Source organism: Pseudovibrio sp. FO-BEG1, from assembly GCF_000236645.1.
Taxonomy (GTDB): domain Bacteria; phylum Pseudomonadota; class Alphaproteobacteria; order Rhizobiales; family Stappiaceae; genus Pseudovibrio.
In genome coordinates this window covers 3,840,759-3,855,408 of the sequence record NC_016642.1, presented here as the reverse complement: position 1 = coordinate 3,855,408, position 14,650 = coordinate 3,840,759, and the positions used below count along the sequence as shown (strand labels likewise).

The window sequence follows — 14,650 nt, the reverse complement described above, 5'->3', positions numbered from 1 at the left end:
TTATGTCTGAGCTACAGTCCCTTGAGGAACTGGGCGGCGCAATCGCCCCTGCTGAGAACGAAGCTCCTGTACATGTTCAGAAGCTCGACGCACAAGGCCGTGCATACGCAACCGGTAAGCGTAAAGACGCTATCGCACGTGTATGGATCAAGCCAGGCACCGGCAAAATCGTTGTAAACGGCAAAGAGTACAACGAGTACTTCGCTCGTCCAGTACTTCAGCTGATCCTGCGTCAGCCAATCATGCTCACCGAGCGTGATGGTCAGTACGACATCAACGTTACCGTTGCTGGTGGTGGTCTTTCCGGCCAGGCTGGTGCTGTTCGTCACGGCATCTCCAAAGCACTGACTTTCTATGAGCCAGAGCTGCGCGCTGTGCTTAAGAAAGAAGGCTTCCTTACTCGCGATAGCCGTGTTGTTGAACGTAAGAAGTACGGTAAGCGTAAAGCTCGTCGTTCCTTCCAGTTCTCCAAGCGCTAATACGCGATACTGGAAACAGTTTTACGGAAAGGGCTGCCATTTGGCGGCCCTTTTTGTGTTTGGCCTATGCTTTGCGGCTACTGAGATTGCGGAGTTGTTGCGGGCGGTGTTAGCTGCCACGTTGGATGAAAACAGCGGCGGAGTTCTGCGGTGGTCCAGTGGTTGCGAAAGTTTCTCTCAGCATTTTTGATGGCATTGGCGCCGCATAAACGAAGCGGGACACTTGCTCGTCTGGCTTTGGGGCTGGATAAGAGAAACCTGATGGCTCTCAGGGTTCTTTATCTCAAAGAGCACAAAGACTTTTCCAATATGCGGCGGCTTGGAGAAGTTCTGCAGTTGGGACTGCATGATCCGCAGCTTGCTCGTTTGGCAGAGCAGTATTTCCTTCACAGTCGTGCTCAGCGTTTTCAAGAGCTTCATTTTCTCAAGCTGTTTCCGCAGTATGAGCAGCAGCCGGGCTACTTTGTTGAGATTGGTGTTGGAGATGGAACGCATCTCTCCAACAGCTTTCTGTTTGAGAAGTCGCTTGGGTGGTCTGGTTTGCTGGTGGAGCCTAATCCGGATTGCTGGGAGCGTATTGGTGCTGCGCGTGATGCGCATCTGGATAAGCGAGCTGCCTGGAGTTCCGGGGGAGGGGTGCTGAAGTTCTTTTGTGCTGATACGCCAGAATACTCGGGAATGGCCTCAGTGGTGCAGGTGGGCGATAAGCCGGGGCGCGAGATTGAAGTGCCGATCGCGCGGACAGAGGATGTCTTGATCGCGTATGGGGTTCCGGATCATATCCCATTCATTTCCATTGACACGGAAGGGAGCGAGCTGGAGGTTCTGAAGGGGATTGACTTCTCGCGCCGGACGTTTGACTTCCTCTGCATTGAACATAATCACAGACCCGCGCAGCAGGATGCGTTGATCAAGTTTCTGTCTGCTTCTGGATATGAAGTGGTGCAGCCGGAGCTGTCAGGTATCGACTATTGGTTCATTCGAGTGGGGCGCGATGAACGTGTTGCACAAGCGGTTGAGGTTGCGCAGATTGCCGATGAACCTCTATTGATTTAGCTGGTTCAGCCGGCTTTCGCTTTCAGGCTGTTATCGTTGACTGGTACGTTGCGCCAGCTTTTGTAGAGCGGGTGGGCGTTCTTCATGTGCTCGAAGATTTTCACCATAACAAAGAGTGAAGCGAACTTGGCGAGATAAGCGATGATACCGCCTGTGAGCATGAGAGGCAGGTTGTTGGTTGCTGCTGCCCAGATGGCCAGGCCAACTGCGATCAAGCCGACGACCAAGAGGGCGAGGGCTTTCTGGTGGTAGGGCGCCGGGATTGGAACGAACATGCGGTTGAGCCACATGCGTTCGCCCAAAATAGCCTTTTGCGTCCAGGTTTGTGCGCCGACGTTCTTTTTGCCAAAGGGTGGAATGATCCAGACCCACGCAACTGCTGCGATAGACAATGCGACTGCCCAGAACCAGCCTAGGGTGGGTTGATACCAGAGCGGTGCGAGCAAGGCAGGCAGGACAAGGGCTCGAACAAGCAGGCTCTTTGGCTTGTTCAGGCGTGTTAGCGCAGCACTTTGGGTGTTCAGGTGACGAACGTGTCTAGGATCCCATCCGCCGATTTTCTGCGGTTGCATCTGCGAAAGCTTAGGATCGCCTGCCACGTTGTCCTCCATTCATTCCATGAGAACAGCGTGGCTTCAGACAGACTCACTGCGTGTTCTCGTTATATGCGCACCTTAACATAACTGCCTGGTGCGTCTTCCAATATTTTTGTACGGCGTGCGCCCGGCTTGCGTGCTTTTACCCGATTATCATCCTGAGATGTAATCCATTTTTGCCAGTGTGGCCACCATGACCCCGCTGTTTCAGATGCGTTCTGCATCCAATCATCCAGAGAGCCTTCCGGTTTGTTGCCGGTCCAGTATTGGTACTTCTCTTTGGATGGCGGGTTGACGACGCCAGCGATGTGGCCTGAGCCACTCAGTACATACTCAACAGGTCCACCAAAACAACCGCAGCCTTTGAAAACGGATTTTGCGGGAGCAATGTGGTCTTCTTTTGTTGCCAGATTGTAGACTGGGATCTGAATTTCACTCAGATCCAGTTTTTCCCCGGCCAGTTCCATCTCACCTTCGGCAAGTGCGTTCTTGTGATAGCAGTTGCGCAGGTAATAGGAATGATTGGCTGCCGGCATGCGGGTGCTGTCAGCATTCCAATAGAGTAGATCAAACGGGAATGGATCTTTGCCGCGCAGGTAGTTGTTGACCACATAGGGCCAGATCAGGTCGTTGGAGCGCAGCATGTTGAAGGCGGTCGCCATTTTGGAGCCGTCCAGATAGCCCTTCTGCCCCATGCGATGCTCGAGTATTTCAATCTGCTCTTCGTCTACAAAGACCTTCAGGTCACCCGCATGGGTGAAGTCCACTTGTGTGGTGAGGAAGGTCGCGGAAGAGATGCGGTCTTCTTCGCCAATTCTTGCCAGATAGGCGAGGGTAGCCGCGAGCAGTGTGCCACCAACACAGTAGCCAATGGCATTGACCGTAGACTGCTGTGTGGTTTTGCGAATGCGTTCCAGTGAGTTCAGGATGCCATCGCGCATGTAGTGCTCGAAGCTCTTTTGCGCTTGCTTCTCATCCGGGTTGATCCATGAAATGACGAAGACCGTGTGGCCCTGATCAACGGCCCATCTGATGAATGATTTTTCCTGATTGAGATCAAGGATGTAGTACTTGTTGATCCATGGCGGAACGATCAGCAGTGGCCGCTTCAGAACCGTCTCAGTGGTTGGTGTGTACTGGATCAGCTGGCATACATCGTTTTGCTCGACGATCTTGCCCGGCGTCACCGCAACGTTGACGCCAACCTCAAACTTGTCCGGATCGGTCTGGCGTATGCGCAGGTCGCCGTGGCCAGCTTTTATGTCTTCTGCCAGCAGCTTCATGCCTTTTACAAGGTTGCTGCCGTTTGAGGACATGGTCTCGCGCAGCAACTCCGGATTTGTCAGGATGAAGTTGGAGGGCGACATGGCGTTGGAGATCTGCTTCACATAGAAGCCCGCTTTGTGGCGTGTGTGATCATCCAGTTCATCAGCACCTTCCACCAGCTCCTCCGCCCAGTTGCTGGTTTGCAAGTACATCTGCTTGATGAAGTCGAAGAAGTTGTTGTCGTCCCACTGGCTGTCTTTAAAACGCTTGTCGGCATTAGATGGAGCGACAATGGGCTCGCTGTCTTCGCCTGCCATGCGTTTGAGCGTGGAGTTCCAGATGTTCATGTAGCCGGACCAGAGCTTCGTTTGAGCTTCAATGGCGCGGGAAGGGTCTTTCATCCAATAATTGCCGACTTCGGCGAGGGTTTTGACCACTGCGTTGAGCTCTTCGGTGCCTCCGGTTGCTGCCTCGCCTTTTTCGCGAGGTTCAAGGTAGGCTGCCAGAGCCTTGCCGCCGTTCTCGGCTATTTCAGAGAGGTTCTTGGCAAATTCCTCAGGATTATTGAGGATGTACTGCAACATTGGATTGGTGTCTTCACCGGTCATTTGCCTGCTCAGTCCTCGTATCAGGTGTCTGGTAAATACTCACCAGACCCAACCACATTCAGTGTCCGCTATCCGCACTCAAAAACATGCCGCATACACTCATGCGTTATCGGCGGTCTCTTAACCTACAAAAACGGCATAATGAGTATATCCCTAAGAAATTTGACAGGCACGTGAAAATCAGTGTGGCCTGTCTTAGTCCTTAGACGGATTCTTAGTAGGTATTTAGCAAGTAAAGTGATCTTACGGAACTGTGAGAAGTTTTGGGTTATTCTTAAGTTTTAGGGAGATGTTTAACTCTTGAGGAAAACTGGGAATACTCCGAATTCTTGAGATATTTCTTCTTAATATTTATCGGTTATGATTTGAGTATATCGTGTTCTGTATTCAGTAAATAAGAAGTGCCCTAGAGTAATAAACTAAGTGTTGTTAACGGGGTAATATATGTGGACTACGGATGACGCAACTGCTAAGTGCATTTTAATTAAAGTTAAGTGCTCTGCTGTTGTGTAGTAGACGGATCAAACGCGAGGTTCCAGATGTTGCTTAAGTTTCAACGAGTTTGCAGTGCAGTTGTACTGGCAGGTTTTGTTGGAGGTTGTGCATTGGGCGAATCTTTGACTGTGTATGAAGCGATTGAGAAGGGCAACGGTACCAAGCAGACCGGTATTGCTGAGCTTCCGCCTGAAGTTTCCAGTGATCTGCTTTCACCGGAACAGCGTGCTGCCTCAGAAGCTAATCTGCTTGCAATTTCCTCCGAAAGTAAGCGCAGAGCTGGCATTGGCAACACCTTTGAGAGCAGTGCCGACCAACTGAAAAAGATTGCTGGTGAGCAAGCGCAACAATCTCAAGCTGCGCAGACGCAATAATCTTTCGCCGTTTGTGGGGTTAGCGAATGCACCTTTAGTTGTGCATTTTGCGTGAATAGCCTTCTAAATTCTCAACTTGAAACCGCATGATCGATCACAAGCCGCAGATTTCTGCGGCTTTTTTGTTGGATTTAAAGTTTCCAGTCTTCTTTGAATACTTTAAAAAAATGTCGGTTTTATGCCTCATGAATGATGCGAAAAATGTTCGCACCTGCTAAAAGGCCGTGGAAACTTGGCCTTAATGACTCGTGGCCGGTTTTGAATGGAAATCAAAATATAGCTTGAAACGCTAAATACTGAAGAAAGTGAGGCTCGCGTCATGGACGACTTTCACAAGACACGCCGGCTCCCGCCATATGTCTTTGAACAGGTCAATCGTCTGAAAGCCAAAGCGCGAGCGGCAGGCGCCGATATTATCGACATGGGTATGGGCAACCCTGATTTGCCTACTCCGAAACATATTGTCGATAAGCTGGTGGAGACTGTGCAGAACCCGCGCACACATCGCTATTCCGCATCCAAAGGGATTCCGGGACTGCGTAAGGCACAGGCTGGCTATTATGAGCGTCGCTTTGGTGTAAAGCTAAACCCAGATACGCAAGTTGTTGCGACACTGGGTTCCAAGGAAGGGTTTGCCAATATGGCTCAGGCGATTACCGCGCCGGGCGATGTGGTGCTTGTCCCTAATCCATCCTATCCAATTCATGCATTCGGCTTCCTGATGGCAGGTGGCTCGCTGCGTTCCATCCCGGCCACTCCGGGACCAGAGCTTTTTGAAGCGCTGGAGCGGGCAGTGGTTCACTCCATACCTAAGCCGATTGCGATTATTCTCTGCTTCCCTGCAAACCCGACAGCAAGCGTTGCTGATCTGGACTTCTACCGCGATGTGGTGGCGTTTGCGCGCAAGCATGAGATCTATGTGCTTTCTGATCTGGCGTACTCTGAGATCTACTTTGGTGATGTGCCGCCGCCAAGCATCCTTCAGGTGGAAGGGGCAGCGGATATTGCTGTTGAGTTTACCTCTTTGTCCAAAACCTTCTCCATGCCGGGGTGGCGCATGGGCTTTGCAGTTGGTAATGAACGTCTGATTGCGGCTCTTGCTCGTGTGAAGTCCTATCTGGATTATGGTGCGTTCACTCCAATTCAGGTGGCAGCCGCGTCTGCTCTGAACGGATCTGATGACTGCATTCGTGAAACGCGCGAGATCTACAAGAAGCGCCGTGATGTGCTGATCGACTCTTTTGGACGCGCCGGTTGGAATATTCCTGCTCCGGAAGCTTCCATGTTTGCCTGGGCTCCAATTCCAGACCAGTTCAAACATCTAGGGTCGCTGGAGTTCTCCAAGCTGCTTATTGAAAAGGCAGATGTGGCGGTTGCTCCGGGAATCGGCTTTGGTGAACACGGTGAAGGTTTTGTACGTATCGGACTGGTTGAGAATGAACAGCGTATCCGCCAGGCCGCACGTGGCATTCGAAAGTTTTTTGAAGACGCGGGTAGCAATTCTAAGGAATTGAGTAAATCGGGCGCTTAGGCGCCCGCCCACCTACAGATACTGGGTATTTATGACTGATATTTTGAAAGTTGGCGTTGCTGGTCTTGGAACCGTCGGTGCTTCGTTGGTGCGTATCCTCGAGGCTAAGGCGAACGTTCTTGCCAATCGATGTGGCCGACCTATCAAAGTAGTGGCTGTGAGTGCTCGCAGCCGCTCTAAAGATCGTGGTGTTAATCTGGATGGATTGACCTGGTTTGAAGATCCCGTTGAACTTGCCAAGTTTGACGGGATTGACGTTTTTGTAGAGCTGATTGGCGGCGAGGACGGTCCGGCTGAGGTGAGTGTTCGCACTGCTTTGGAAACCGGTAAGCACGTTGTCACAGCCAACAAAGCATTGCTTGCCAAGCATGCTGTTGTGCTCTCCCGCCTTGCGGAAGACAAAGGCGTGAGCCTGAACTATGAGGCTGCTGCTGCCGGCGGTATTCCAATCATCAAGACCATGCGTGAGAGCCTTGCGGGCAATGATGTGTCGCGCGTTTACGGCATCATGAATGGTACCTGCAACTACATCCTCACCCGTATGGAGCGTGAAGGACTGTCGTTTGCAGAATGTCTTGCTGATGCGCAGCGCCTTGGTTATGCGGAAGCTGATCCGACCTTTGACATCGAAGGGTTTGATACCGCTCACAAGCTTGCTCTGCTCACCAGCCTTGCGTTTGGCTGCGAAGTGAATGCGGATGCGATCTATGTGGAGGGGATTACGTCCATCACCACAGCTGACATTCGCGCCGCGGACGAGCTTGGCTACCGCATCAAGCTGCTGGGTGTTGCTCAGCGCACAGATACGGGCATTGAGCAGCGTGTTCACCCGACCATGGTGCCAAAGTCTTCTGCGATTGCCCGCATTGATGGCGTGCTGAACGCTGTTGCTGTTGATGGTGATGCGGTTGGCGAAGTGGTGCTGGTTGGCCCGGGTGCTGGCGGTGATGCGACAGCGTCCTCCGTGATCTCTGATATTGTCGACATTGCCCGCAATGTTTCCATGCCAGTGTTTAGTCAGTCTGCGACAACACTGGAGACATATGTTCCAGCGCGTATGCGAGCGCATGAAGGTGGTTATTACATCCGTCTGGCTGTTTTGGATGTTGCCGGTACTTTTGCTACAATTGCGCGCTGTATGGCGGACAAAGGCATCTCACTTGAGTCTATTGTCCAACGTGGACCGCATTCCAGAAATGATAAGGATGGTGTAAGCGATCCTGCAGCACCGCGAAGTGTTATCCTTATCACGCACGAGACCACTGAACTGGCTGTGCGCGAAGCTCTGGATGCAATTGCTGCTGAAAATGTAACCTCTGGTAAGCCACAGATGTTACGAATAGAGAACCTGAAATAAAACTTCCTCACGTTTAACGTGAAAACAGGACACCCGAGAGGTTTAAATGGCGGATAGTCATCAGGACGCAACTGACGTTCTTGACCGTATTCTGACACTGGAACTTGCACGTGTTACGGAACGTGCTGCTGTATCTGCAGCGCGGCTTCGTGGACGGGGCGATGAAAAGGCAGCTGACCAAGCTGCTGTGGACGCAATGCGCCGCGAACTGAACCAGCTGCCAATCGACGGAACCGTCGTGATTGGTGAAGGGGAACGTGATGAAGCGCCGATGCTCTACATTGGCGAAAAGGTCGGCACCAAAGACGGGCCAAAGGTTGATATTGCACTGGATCCGCTGGAAGGTACCACGATCTGTGCGAAGAACATGCCAAACTCCATCGCTGTTATTGCGCTGGCGCCGGAAGGTGGCCTGCTGAACGCGCCGGACAGCTACATGGACAAGATCGCGATTGGTCCGGGATATCCTGAGGGTACCATCGATCTGGACCGTCCAATTCAGGAAAACCTTGCAGCTGTTGCGAAAGCAAAAGGTTGTGACGTTAAAGACGTGACTGTCTGTGTGCTGGATCGTCCGCGTCATGCTAAGCTGATTGACGACATTCGTGCAACTGGTGCTTCCATCTACCTGATTGGTGATGGTGACGTTGCTGGCATCATCTACACCACTGATCCTGAAGAGACCGGTATCGATCTTTACGTTGGTATTGGTGGTGCACCTGAAGGTGTTCTGGCTGCTGCAGCTCTGCGCTGTATCGGTGGTCAGATGCAGGGCCGTCTTGTGATCACCCGCGAAGAGCAGGTTGAGCGTGCAGGCCGCATGGGTATTGACGATATCAATCGCAAATACACCATGGAAGAAATGGCTGGCGGAGACGTTCTGTTCGCTGCAACCGGTGTGACTACTGGTAACTTCCTGAAGGGTGTGAAGCTGGGCCGTGACAACATCACCACCCACACTGTTGTGATGCGCTCTACGACCGGTACTGTTCGTTTCATTGAAGCGAAGCATACCCAGTTGGAAAAGTTCCATCTGGATTGATTTCGGTCTTTCACCGAGCTAATTGATGAAAGCGGGCGGGTGTAACAAACACTCGTCCGCTTTTGCATTTCTATGAGATATCGGGCAGTTTCTTTCTATGGTTATGACATTGGATGCAACCAGTGCTGAGCGACGTGTCGTTCTTGGTGTCAAAAAGTCCTTGAGCGCACGTGTGTGGCGTGAGCGGCTGGATGATCAGGGGCTTTCACAGGCGCTTGCCATTGCACAGAGAACGGAACTGCCTGAAGTGGTGGGACGTGTGCTTGCCGGGCGCAGTGTTCCACTGGAGGACGCCTCCGGGTTCTTAAACCCTTCCATTAAAGACCTGATGCCTGATCCATCCAAACTGGTGGATATGGACAAAGCCTGTGCACGCGTTGCCGATGCTTTGCAGGCTGGTGTGAAGATCGCCGTCTTTGGGGACTATGACGTGGATGGGGCTACTTCTTCCGCACTGCTGAAACGCTATCTGATGCAGCTGGGTGTGGAGCCGGATGTCTACATTCCCGATCGCATCATTGATGGTTACGGACCGAATCCGACAGCTATCAACCAGCTGCATGCAGGTGGTGCGCGGCTGCTGATCACTGTGGACTGTGGTTCCACCTCGTTTGAGGCATTTGAAGAAGCCAAGCGGCTAGGGCTTGAGGTTGTGGTTCTGGATCACCACCAGGTGGATGAGAACTTTCCGGAAGTGCATGCGCTGGTGAATGCCAACCGGCAGGATGATTTGTCCGGGCAGGGGCATCTGGCAGCTGTTGGTGTGACTTTCCTGTTTCTGGTCGGGCTTAATCGTGAACTGCGCCGCCGTGGGGCCTTTGCCCAACGGGCTGAGCCGCGTCTCATGGACCTGCTCGATCTTGTGGCGCTTGGTACCGTCTGTGACGTGGTTCCGTTGAAGGGCCTGAACCGTGCTTATGTGGTGCAGGGACTTAAAGTGATGGCGCGGCGTGAGAACATTGGCCTTTCCTGCCTTGCTGACATTTCGCGGTTGAGCGGTAAGCCGACGCCTTATCATCTGGGCTACATGCTTGGACCACGCATCAACGCCGGTGGTCGTATCGGCGATTCTGCGCTTGGTATGAAGCTGCTGTCCTCTGATGTCCGGGCTGAAGGGGAGCGCATTGCTGCCACGCTGGAGCGGCTCAATCAGGAGCGTCAGGCGATGGAAGCGGTCATGTTGGAAGAGGGCGAAGGTCAGGCCTTCCAGAAAATGGAAGGCGCTGCTCCGCCCGCTGTTTTGCTGACCGGCGCAGATGGTTGGCATCCGGGCGTTGTGGGTCTCATCGCGTCCCGCCTGAAAGAGCGCTATCGCCGTCCTGCGTTTGCTATGGCGTTCAATGAGCAGGGTGTTGGCACTGGTTCTGGTCGCTCAATCATGGGCGTTGATCTGGGTTCTGCGGTGCGGGCTGCTGTTGAGGCTGGCTTGCTTGTGAAAGGTGGTGGCCATGCGATGGCTGCTGGCCTGACCATCCAAAAAGACAAAGTGCCTGAGTTTGAAGCCTTTTTGACTGAGCAGCTTGGTGAGGATGTGGAGCAAGCCTCCGCTGATCATGAACTGACCATTGATGGTGTACTGACACCGGCTGGTGCGAACCTGAGCCTGCTTGATATGCTGGAACAGGCTGGGCCGTACGGGGCGTCCCATGCCGAGCCTGTTTTTGCTTTGCCATCGGTACCAATCAAGTTCTCCAAAGTTGTCGGACAAGGGCATGTGAGTGTGACGCTTGGTGGCAATGATGGAACCAACCTGAAAGCAATCGCCTTTAAGGCGGAAGACCAGCCACACGGCAAAGCGCTCTTACAATCTCGTGGCAAGCCCTTACATATTGCCGGAAGTTTGAGTGTTGATACATGGCAGGGGCAGGCGAAACCGTCCTTACGCATCATTGATGTTGCAGACCCATCCAAAGGCCAGTTTGGCGCCTAGTTGTTTGGGCGGCATGATGAGGATTGATCCTGTATCGTGAGAGGGGGGAAGTCATTGAATATCATCGCAGCAATGCCGCAACATCTTTCTGAAATGAATGAGGTCATCCTCTCCGCAAAGCGCCACTGGGGGTACTCTGAGGAGATGATGTCCGCGTGGCTGCCTGATCTGTTGGTGGATGAGAATATTCTGGCGAGCCGTCATTTCTGGGTTCTGGAAGAGAAGGGCAGCGTTGCCGGCGTTTTCTCTATCTATGTAGAAGATGACCTTAGCTGTGAGCTTGAGGACTTCTGGGTTTCTCCAGAGCTGATGGGCCAAGGCGCAGGCCGTCTTATGTTTGCTTTCATCCAGAACTGGCTACGTGAGCAAAAGCTTCCTGAACTCACGATCGTCTCTGACCCTAACGCAAAGGGGTTCTATGAGCACATGGGGGCTGAAGAGGTGGGTTCTAAACCATCGCTTCCGGTTGGGCGTACGCTGCCTGTGATGCGGTTCACCCTTGAAGATCTATGAAAGCCAACTGATGGAAATTCGCAGGTATGAGCAGACTGATTTTGCTGCATGCAGGGAGATCTTTTTGAGCAATGTTCCTCGCTTCTTTATGCCTGAGGAGCTGGATGAGTTTGCTCAGGATCTGAAGAGGCTGAGTGATCCTTACTTCGTTGCCGTAAAAGCGGGGCAGGTTGTTGGGTCTGGCGGCTATTTCCGTGGAGCAAAAGGAGTGGGACTTTCCTGGGGAATGGTGCTCCGTGACTTGCATGGTCAGGGCATTGGCAAGGCTCTGGTTCAGTATCGGCTGGAGCGCATTGCGGAAGACTGTCCGGATCAGGCGGTCCATATTGATACCTCTCAGCACACTCGGCCCTTTTATGAGAAAATGGGATTTATCGCTGAGCGTGTTGAAGAAAACGGTTATGGACCCGGGCTGCACAAGGTGCTTATGAAACGGCCTCCCGCTTTACCTTAAGTCTTTGCGAAAGATATCTACTCCGCTGACATCGGCTTCAATGCACTGCCAGCCCAATCCTTCGTAAAAACTGCGAAGGCTCAGTTTTGCGAAGAGGTAGAGGTGAGGGTACCCTTGTTGAGTGGCCAATGTCTCCAGCTCTTTTGTCAGCCGCGCGCCAATACCTTTTCGTCGGTGATCAGGCGAGATCCACAGTGAGGCCAGCCACGGCGTATATTGAGGGCGTTTGCTCATATCTGACTGCACGAGCATGACCATACCGCAGAACTCATCACCTTGATGGGCGATCAGTGTTGTGGGCAGAACTTCCGGGCTAAAACTCTTTTGCAGCTCGTCATAAACGTCCTCAATCGGGTGGCCTTCTTCCTCCCACCATTCCTGCCACATGCCTTTGGCTGCTGCTTCCAAAAACTGAGGAACGTTAGCCAAATTTGAGATTGTCAGAGTATCCTGCATCACCCGCCCATATGCTGTTTGATGAACAGTATCGCAGAAGGGTCTTTTGAGAGCCAACAAATAAGGCCATGAGCTGCGGTAGGTATGCGGGATCAGGCTGTTTGATCGTCTTCCTTCAGCGAACTTATCCCCCTTTCTGAAAATGCCTGCATACTGAGTTGCAGGTTCATGCGAATGGGCAGCTTGTGGGAACGTCCCTCAGGCTGGTGTGAGCCGGGCGGGGCTACTGTGAAAGGTAACGTATTTTACAGCAGGTCCGTGGAGGTTCCCCTTTCACCAACAGTGTTGAGGGATAGCGGATGTCCGGCCAGACCAGAGGGCGCCAGCACTGAGACCTGAGGCTTTCCAACCGCTTCAGGTCTTCCAAGTGTCTTTTGGATCCTGGCCTTAGCCTCCTGCAAAAACGCCCGGGCAAGGCGACAGCCGATGCTGAAGACTCACCAATTTACCATATGCGCAGGCATTGCCTGTCGCCTTGCTCATCCCGATCTTTGGGAGTTCTGGCTCAACGCTGCATGACAGACCATGCGGTGCTCTTTGTGTTGCTTCATCCCGAGGAGGTTGCAGTTCGTTCTTAAGCTGAAACAGCTGAGTTGGTTTTGATCTTTCCGCCTAGCAGCGATGAGTGGTTTGAAACTCAGAGTGAAAGCTCTTGCTAAGCCTCGCTTCAATCTGATGCAGGCGTTATGCATTTTTTGGAGAACACTGAGGACGATGCCCATGCAAAAGCAAAAAAGGAGCTTAGCATGCCATCTATATTTTCAAGAATGCAGCGCGTTGTGCTGACTGGATTATGTTCATCTGCCCTTTTGATTTCACCTGTTGTCAGTTCATCCGCTTGCACCAGTTTTGTGGTGACGGCCAAAGATGATAGCCGTGTGTATGGGCGGACGATGGAGTTTGGATTTGAAACTGAATCGACCGTTTCTCTCATCCCGCGAAACTATAAAATCACCAGTGCTGGTACTCTGGAGGATGGCAAAGAGTGGGAGGGGACAAGCTGGACAAGCAAGTATGCGGTCATAGGTATGGATATCAGAGGAGAGCAGACTGCGATTGTTGATGGCGTAAATGAAGCCGGACTTGCCGCTGGAGCTCTCTACTTCCCGGGTTTTGCTAAGTATTCAGAAGCAACATCAGGCGGAGCTGATGGAGAGCTTGCGCCGATTAACTTCCTGGTTTGGGTGCTATCGCAGTTTGAGACCGTTGAAGAGGTGAAAGAGGCGGTCAAATCAGTCAAGCTGGTCAATATTGAGTTTAAGGTTCTTGGAGAGATACCACCGCTCCATTTCACCATTCATGACCGTTCAGGGAAGTCTATTGTGATTGAGCCAGTGGACGATGGCTTGAAGATTTATGACAATGAACTGGGTGTCATGACCAACTCACCGCAGTTCGAATGGCACATGACTAACCTGCGCAATTATGTGAACTTAACGCCCATCAACACAGCTGCGAAAAAGTTCCCTGAAGGTGAGCTGTCTCCATTGGGGCAAGGTTCGGGGATGCTGGGTGTGCCGGGTGATGTAACACCGCCATCACGCTTTGTGAGAGTGACCACTTATGTTAACAGTGCCGAGGTCAAAGACACTTCAAAAGAGAACCTGAATGTTGCCGGTCATATTCTGAATAACTTCGACATCCCTAAGGGGTTTGCGCGTGATAGTGATCCAGATGCGGGAGCTGATGATGGTCCGGACTACACCCAGTGGTCTGTTATGGCTGATCTGAATGAAGCTACATATTATGTGCGTGCGTTAGATGCTATGAACTTCAACTCTGTGACCTTTGATGATTTTGATGTGAATGGCACGGAGGCAACCAGTTTGAAACCGATGGTGTCAGATCCATTTAGTAATCTGGCAGACTTAGCGAAATAATCCATGGAGGCTGTTGAGGAAGGTCCTCTGCAGCCTTCTATCATAATGCGACTTATTTCTGTTTGCTGAAGGTTTTGCAATTTTTGACGGTTATCCTATATGCAGTTGATGCGTGTAGGTGTTTCGCGCAGTATGTGATTTGGAATAGGGCATTAAGGAGCAGCTATGCCGGAGAGTGCAAGTGAAGCGGTGCCTGCGGAGCAGCCTCGCACCAAACTCGGACAAGGTCTTGGTCTTGGATTGGCGCTTGGTGGTTTTTGCGGTGTCATTGCGATCCTGAGCTCAGCTGCCAGCTCTCACACGATAGATAATCAGTATCTGGGCATTATCTCCCAAATCACCATGATGCATGCCGCCGCCTTTGTCGGGCTGGGTGTTGCGCATGGGATTACCAGTTCCAAAGGCATCGCCTTCGCCATGCTGCTGCTGTTTGCCGGGGTCGGCTTGTTCTGTGGCGATCTTGCCCAACGTTTGTTTGTTGGCGAGAAGCTGTTTGATTTTGCAGCACCAACAGGCGGGATGCTGATGATTTTGGGATGGCTGTTTGTGTTTCTGACTGGCCTGAACCGCATGATGAAAGGCTAGTTGGCTGATCCTACAGATCTCACAGTAA

At 52.1% G+C, this 14,650-nt stretch carries 14 protein-coding genes; 11 read left to right on the top strand and 3 right to left on the bottom strand.

What is annotated here, in order from left to right; translation table 11 throughout:
* Window positions 1-2 precede the first annotated feature (2 nt).
* Together rpsI and PSE_RS17240 are read left to right on the top strand one after the other, a co-directional pair.
* Complete coding sequence (gene rpsI, locus PSE_RS17245; protein ID WP_008546672.1) at window positions 3-479, top strand: 30S ribosomal protein S9; 477 nt, start codon at window positions 3-5, stop codon at window positions 477-479.
* 150 nt (window positions 480-629) lie between these two features.
* Window positions 630-1,535, top strand: a complete 906-nt coding sequence (locus PSE_RS17240; protein ID WP_041768651.1) for an FkbM family methyltransferase — start codon at window positions 630-632, stop codon at window positions 1,533-1,535.
* A gap of 5 nt (window positions 1,536-1,540) precedes the next feature.
* On the opposite strand, the gene PSE_RS17235 is transcribed toward PSE_RS17240, so the two are convergent.
* Window positions 1,541-2,134: a DUF6653 family protein gene (locus PSE_RS17235; protein ID WP_008546784.1), complete on the bottom strand. Its 594-nt coding sequence runs from the start codon at window positions 2,132-2,134 to the stop codon at window positions 1,541-1,543.
* A gap of 62 nt (window positions 2,135-2,196) precedes the next feature.
* On the bottom strand, window positions 2,197-4,005 hold the full coding sequence (locus PSE_RS17230; RefSeq protein WP_014286028.1) for an alpha/beta hydrolase: 1,809 nt from the start codon (window positions 4,003-4,005) through the stop codon (window positions 2,197-2,199).
* 605 nt (window positions 4,006-4,610) lie between these two features.
* Between PSE_RS17230 and PSE_RS17225 the strand changes: the two genes are divergently transcribed.
* From PSE_RS17225 to PSE_RS17195, 7 genes are all read left to right on the top strand, one after another.
* Window positions 4,611-4,874 (top strand): hypothetical protein, encoded by a 264-nt coding sequence (locus PSE_RS17225; RefSeq protein ID WP_208997975.1) that lies wholly within the window; start codon window positions 4,611-4,613, stop codon window positions 4,872-4,874.
* Window positions 4,875-5,193: 319 nt separating this feature from the next.
* On the top strand, window positions 5,194-6,405 hold the full coding sequence (locus tag PSE_RS17220; protein WP_014286025.1) for an LL-diaminopimelate aminotransferase: 1,212 nt from the start codon (window positions 5,194-5,196) through the stop codon (window positions 6,403-6,405).
* Window positions 6,406-6,436: 31 nt separating this feature from the next.
* Window positions 6,437-7,762, top strand: coding sequence for a homoserine dehydrogenase (locus tag PSE_RS17215; protein ID WP_008547003.1), 1,326 nt, complete (start codon window positions 6,437-6,439; stop codon window positions 7,760-7,762).
* A 46-nt stretch (window positions 7,763-7,808) separates the two neighbouring features.
* Window positions 7,809-8,804: a class II fructose-bisphosphatase gene (gene glpX / locus PSE_RS17210; RefSeq protein ID WP_008547053.1), complete on the top strand. Its 996-nt coding sequence runs from the start codon at window positions 7,809-7,811 to the stop codon at window positions 8,802-8,804.
* 97 nt (window positions 8,805-8,901) lie between these two features.
* Window positions 8,902-10,734: a single-stranded-DNA-specific exonuclease RecJ gene (gene recJ / locus PSE_RS17205; RefSeq protein WP_014286024.1), complete on the top strand. Its 1,833-nt coding sequence runs from the start codon at window positions 8,902-8,904 to the stop codon at window positions 10,732-10,734.
* 54 nt (window positions 10,735-10,788) lie between these two features.
* The gene (locus tag PSE_RS17200) at window positions 10,789-11,247 is read left to right on the top strand and encodes a GNAT family N-acetyltransferase (RefSeq protein ID WP_014286023.1); all 459 of its coding nucleotides are present in this window, start codon (window positions 10,789-10,791) and stop codon (window positions 11,245-11,247) included.
* A gap of 10 nt (window positions 11,248-11,257) precedes the next feature.
* The gene (locus tag PSE_RS17195) at window positions 11,258-11,701 is read left to right on the top strand and encodes a GNAT family N-acetyltransferase (protein ID WP_041768650.1); all 444 of its coding nucleotides are present in this window, start codon (window positions 11,258-11,260) and stop codon (window positions 11,699-11,701) included.
* On the opposite strand, the gene PSE_RS17190 is transcribed toward PSE_RS17195, so the two are convergent.
* Window positions 11,693-12,157, bottom strand: coding sequence for a GNAT family N-acetyltransferase (locus PSE_RS17190; protein WP_208997973.1), 465 nt, complete (start codon window positions 12,155-12,157; stop codon window positions 11,693-11,695). The two genes, PSE_RS17195 and PSE_RS17190, sit on opposite strands and share 9 nt — an antisense overlap.
* 746 nt (window positions 12,158-12,903) lie before the next feature.
* Here PSE_RS17190 and PSE_RS17185 point away from each other — a divergent pair.
* Both PSE_RS17185 and PSE_RS17180 read left to right on the top strand, forming a co-directional pair.
* Window positions 12,904-14,037, top strand: a complete 1,134-nt coding sequence (locus PSE_RS17185; RefSeq protein WP_158309193.1) for a linear amide C-N hydrolase — start codon at window positions 12,904-12,906, stop codon at window positions 14,035-14,037.
* A 165-nt stretch (window positions 14,038-14,202) separates the two neighbouring features.
* The gene (locus tag PSE_RS17180; RefSeq protein WP_008546546.1) at window positions 14,203-14,622 is read left to right on the top strand and encodes a DUF423 domain-containing protein; all 420 of its coding nucleotides are present in this window, start codon (window positions 14,203-14,205) and stop codon (window positions 14,620-14,622) included.
* Window positions 14,623-14,650: the final 28 nt, after the last annotated feature.

What these genes read in the sequence shown, in the direction of transcription:
- recJ (WP_014286024.1), top strand. Translation starts at nt 8,902, where the DNA reads ATGGTTATGACATTGGATGCAACCAGTGCTGAGCGACGTGTCGTTCTT.
- PSE_RS17230 (WP_014286028.1), bottom strand. Translation starts at nt 4,005, where the DNA reads ATGACCGGTGAAGACACCAATCCAATGTTGCAGTACATCCTCAATAAT.
- PSE_RS17215 (WP_008547003.1), top strand. Translation starts at nt 6,437, where the DNA reads ATGACTGATATTTTGAAAGTTGGCGTTGCTGGTCTTGGAACCGTCGGT.
- PSE_RS17220 (WP_014286025.1), top strand. Translation starts at nt 5,194, where the DNA reads ATGGACGACTTTCACAAGACACGCCGGCTCCCGCCATATGTCTTTGAA.
- PSE_RS17195 (WP_041768650.1), top strand. Translation starts at nt 11,258, where the DNA reads ATGGAAATTCGCAGGTATGAGCAGACTGATTTTGCTGCATGCAGGGAG.
- PSE_RS17180 (WP_008546546.1), top strand. Translation starts at nt 14,203, where the DNA reads ATGCCGGAGAGTGCAAGTGAAGCGGTGCCTGCGGAGCAGCCTCGCACC.
- PSE_RS17185 (WP_158309193.1), top strand. Translation starts at nt 12,904, where the DNA reads ATGCCATCTATATTTTCAAGAATGCAGCGCGTTGTGCTGACTGGATTA.
- rpsI (WP_008546672.1), top strand. Translation starts at nt 3, where the DNA reads ATGTCTGAGCTACAGTCCCTTGAGGAACTGGGCGGCGCAATCGCCCCT.
- PSE_RS17190 (WP_208997973.1), bottom strand. Translation starts at nt 12,157, where the DNA reads ATGCAGGATACTCTGACAATCTCAAATTTGGCTAACGTTCCTCAGTTT.
- glpX (WP_008547053.1), top strand. Translation starts at nt 7,809, where the DNA reads ATGGCGGATAGTCATCAGGACGCAACTGACGTTCTTGACCGTATTCTG.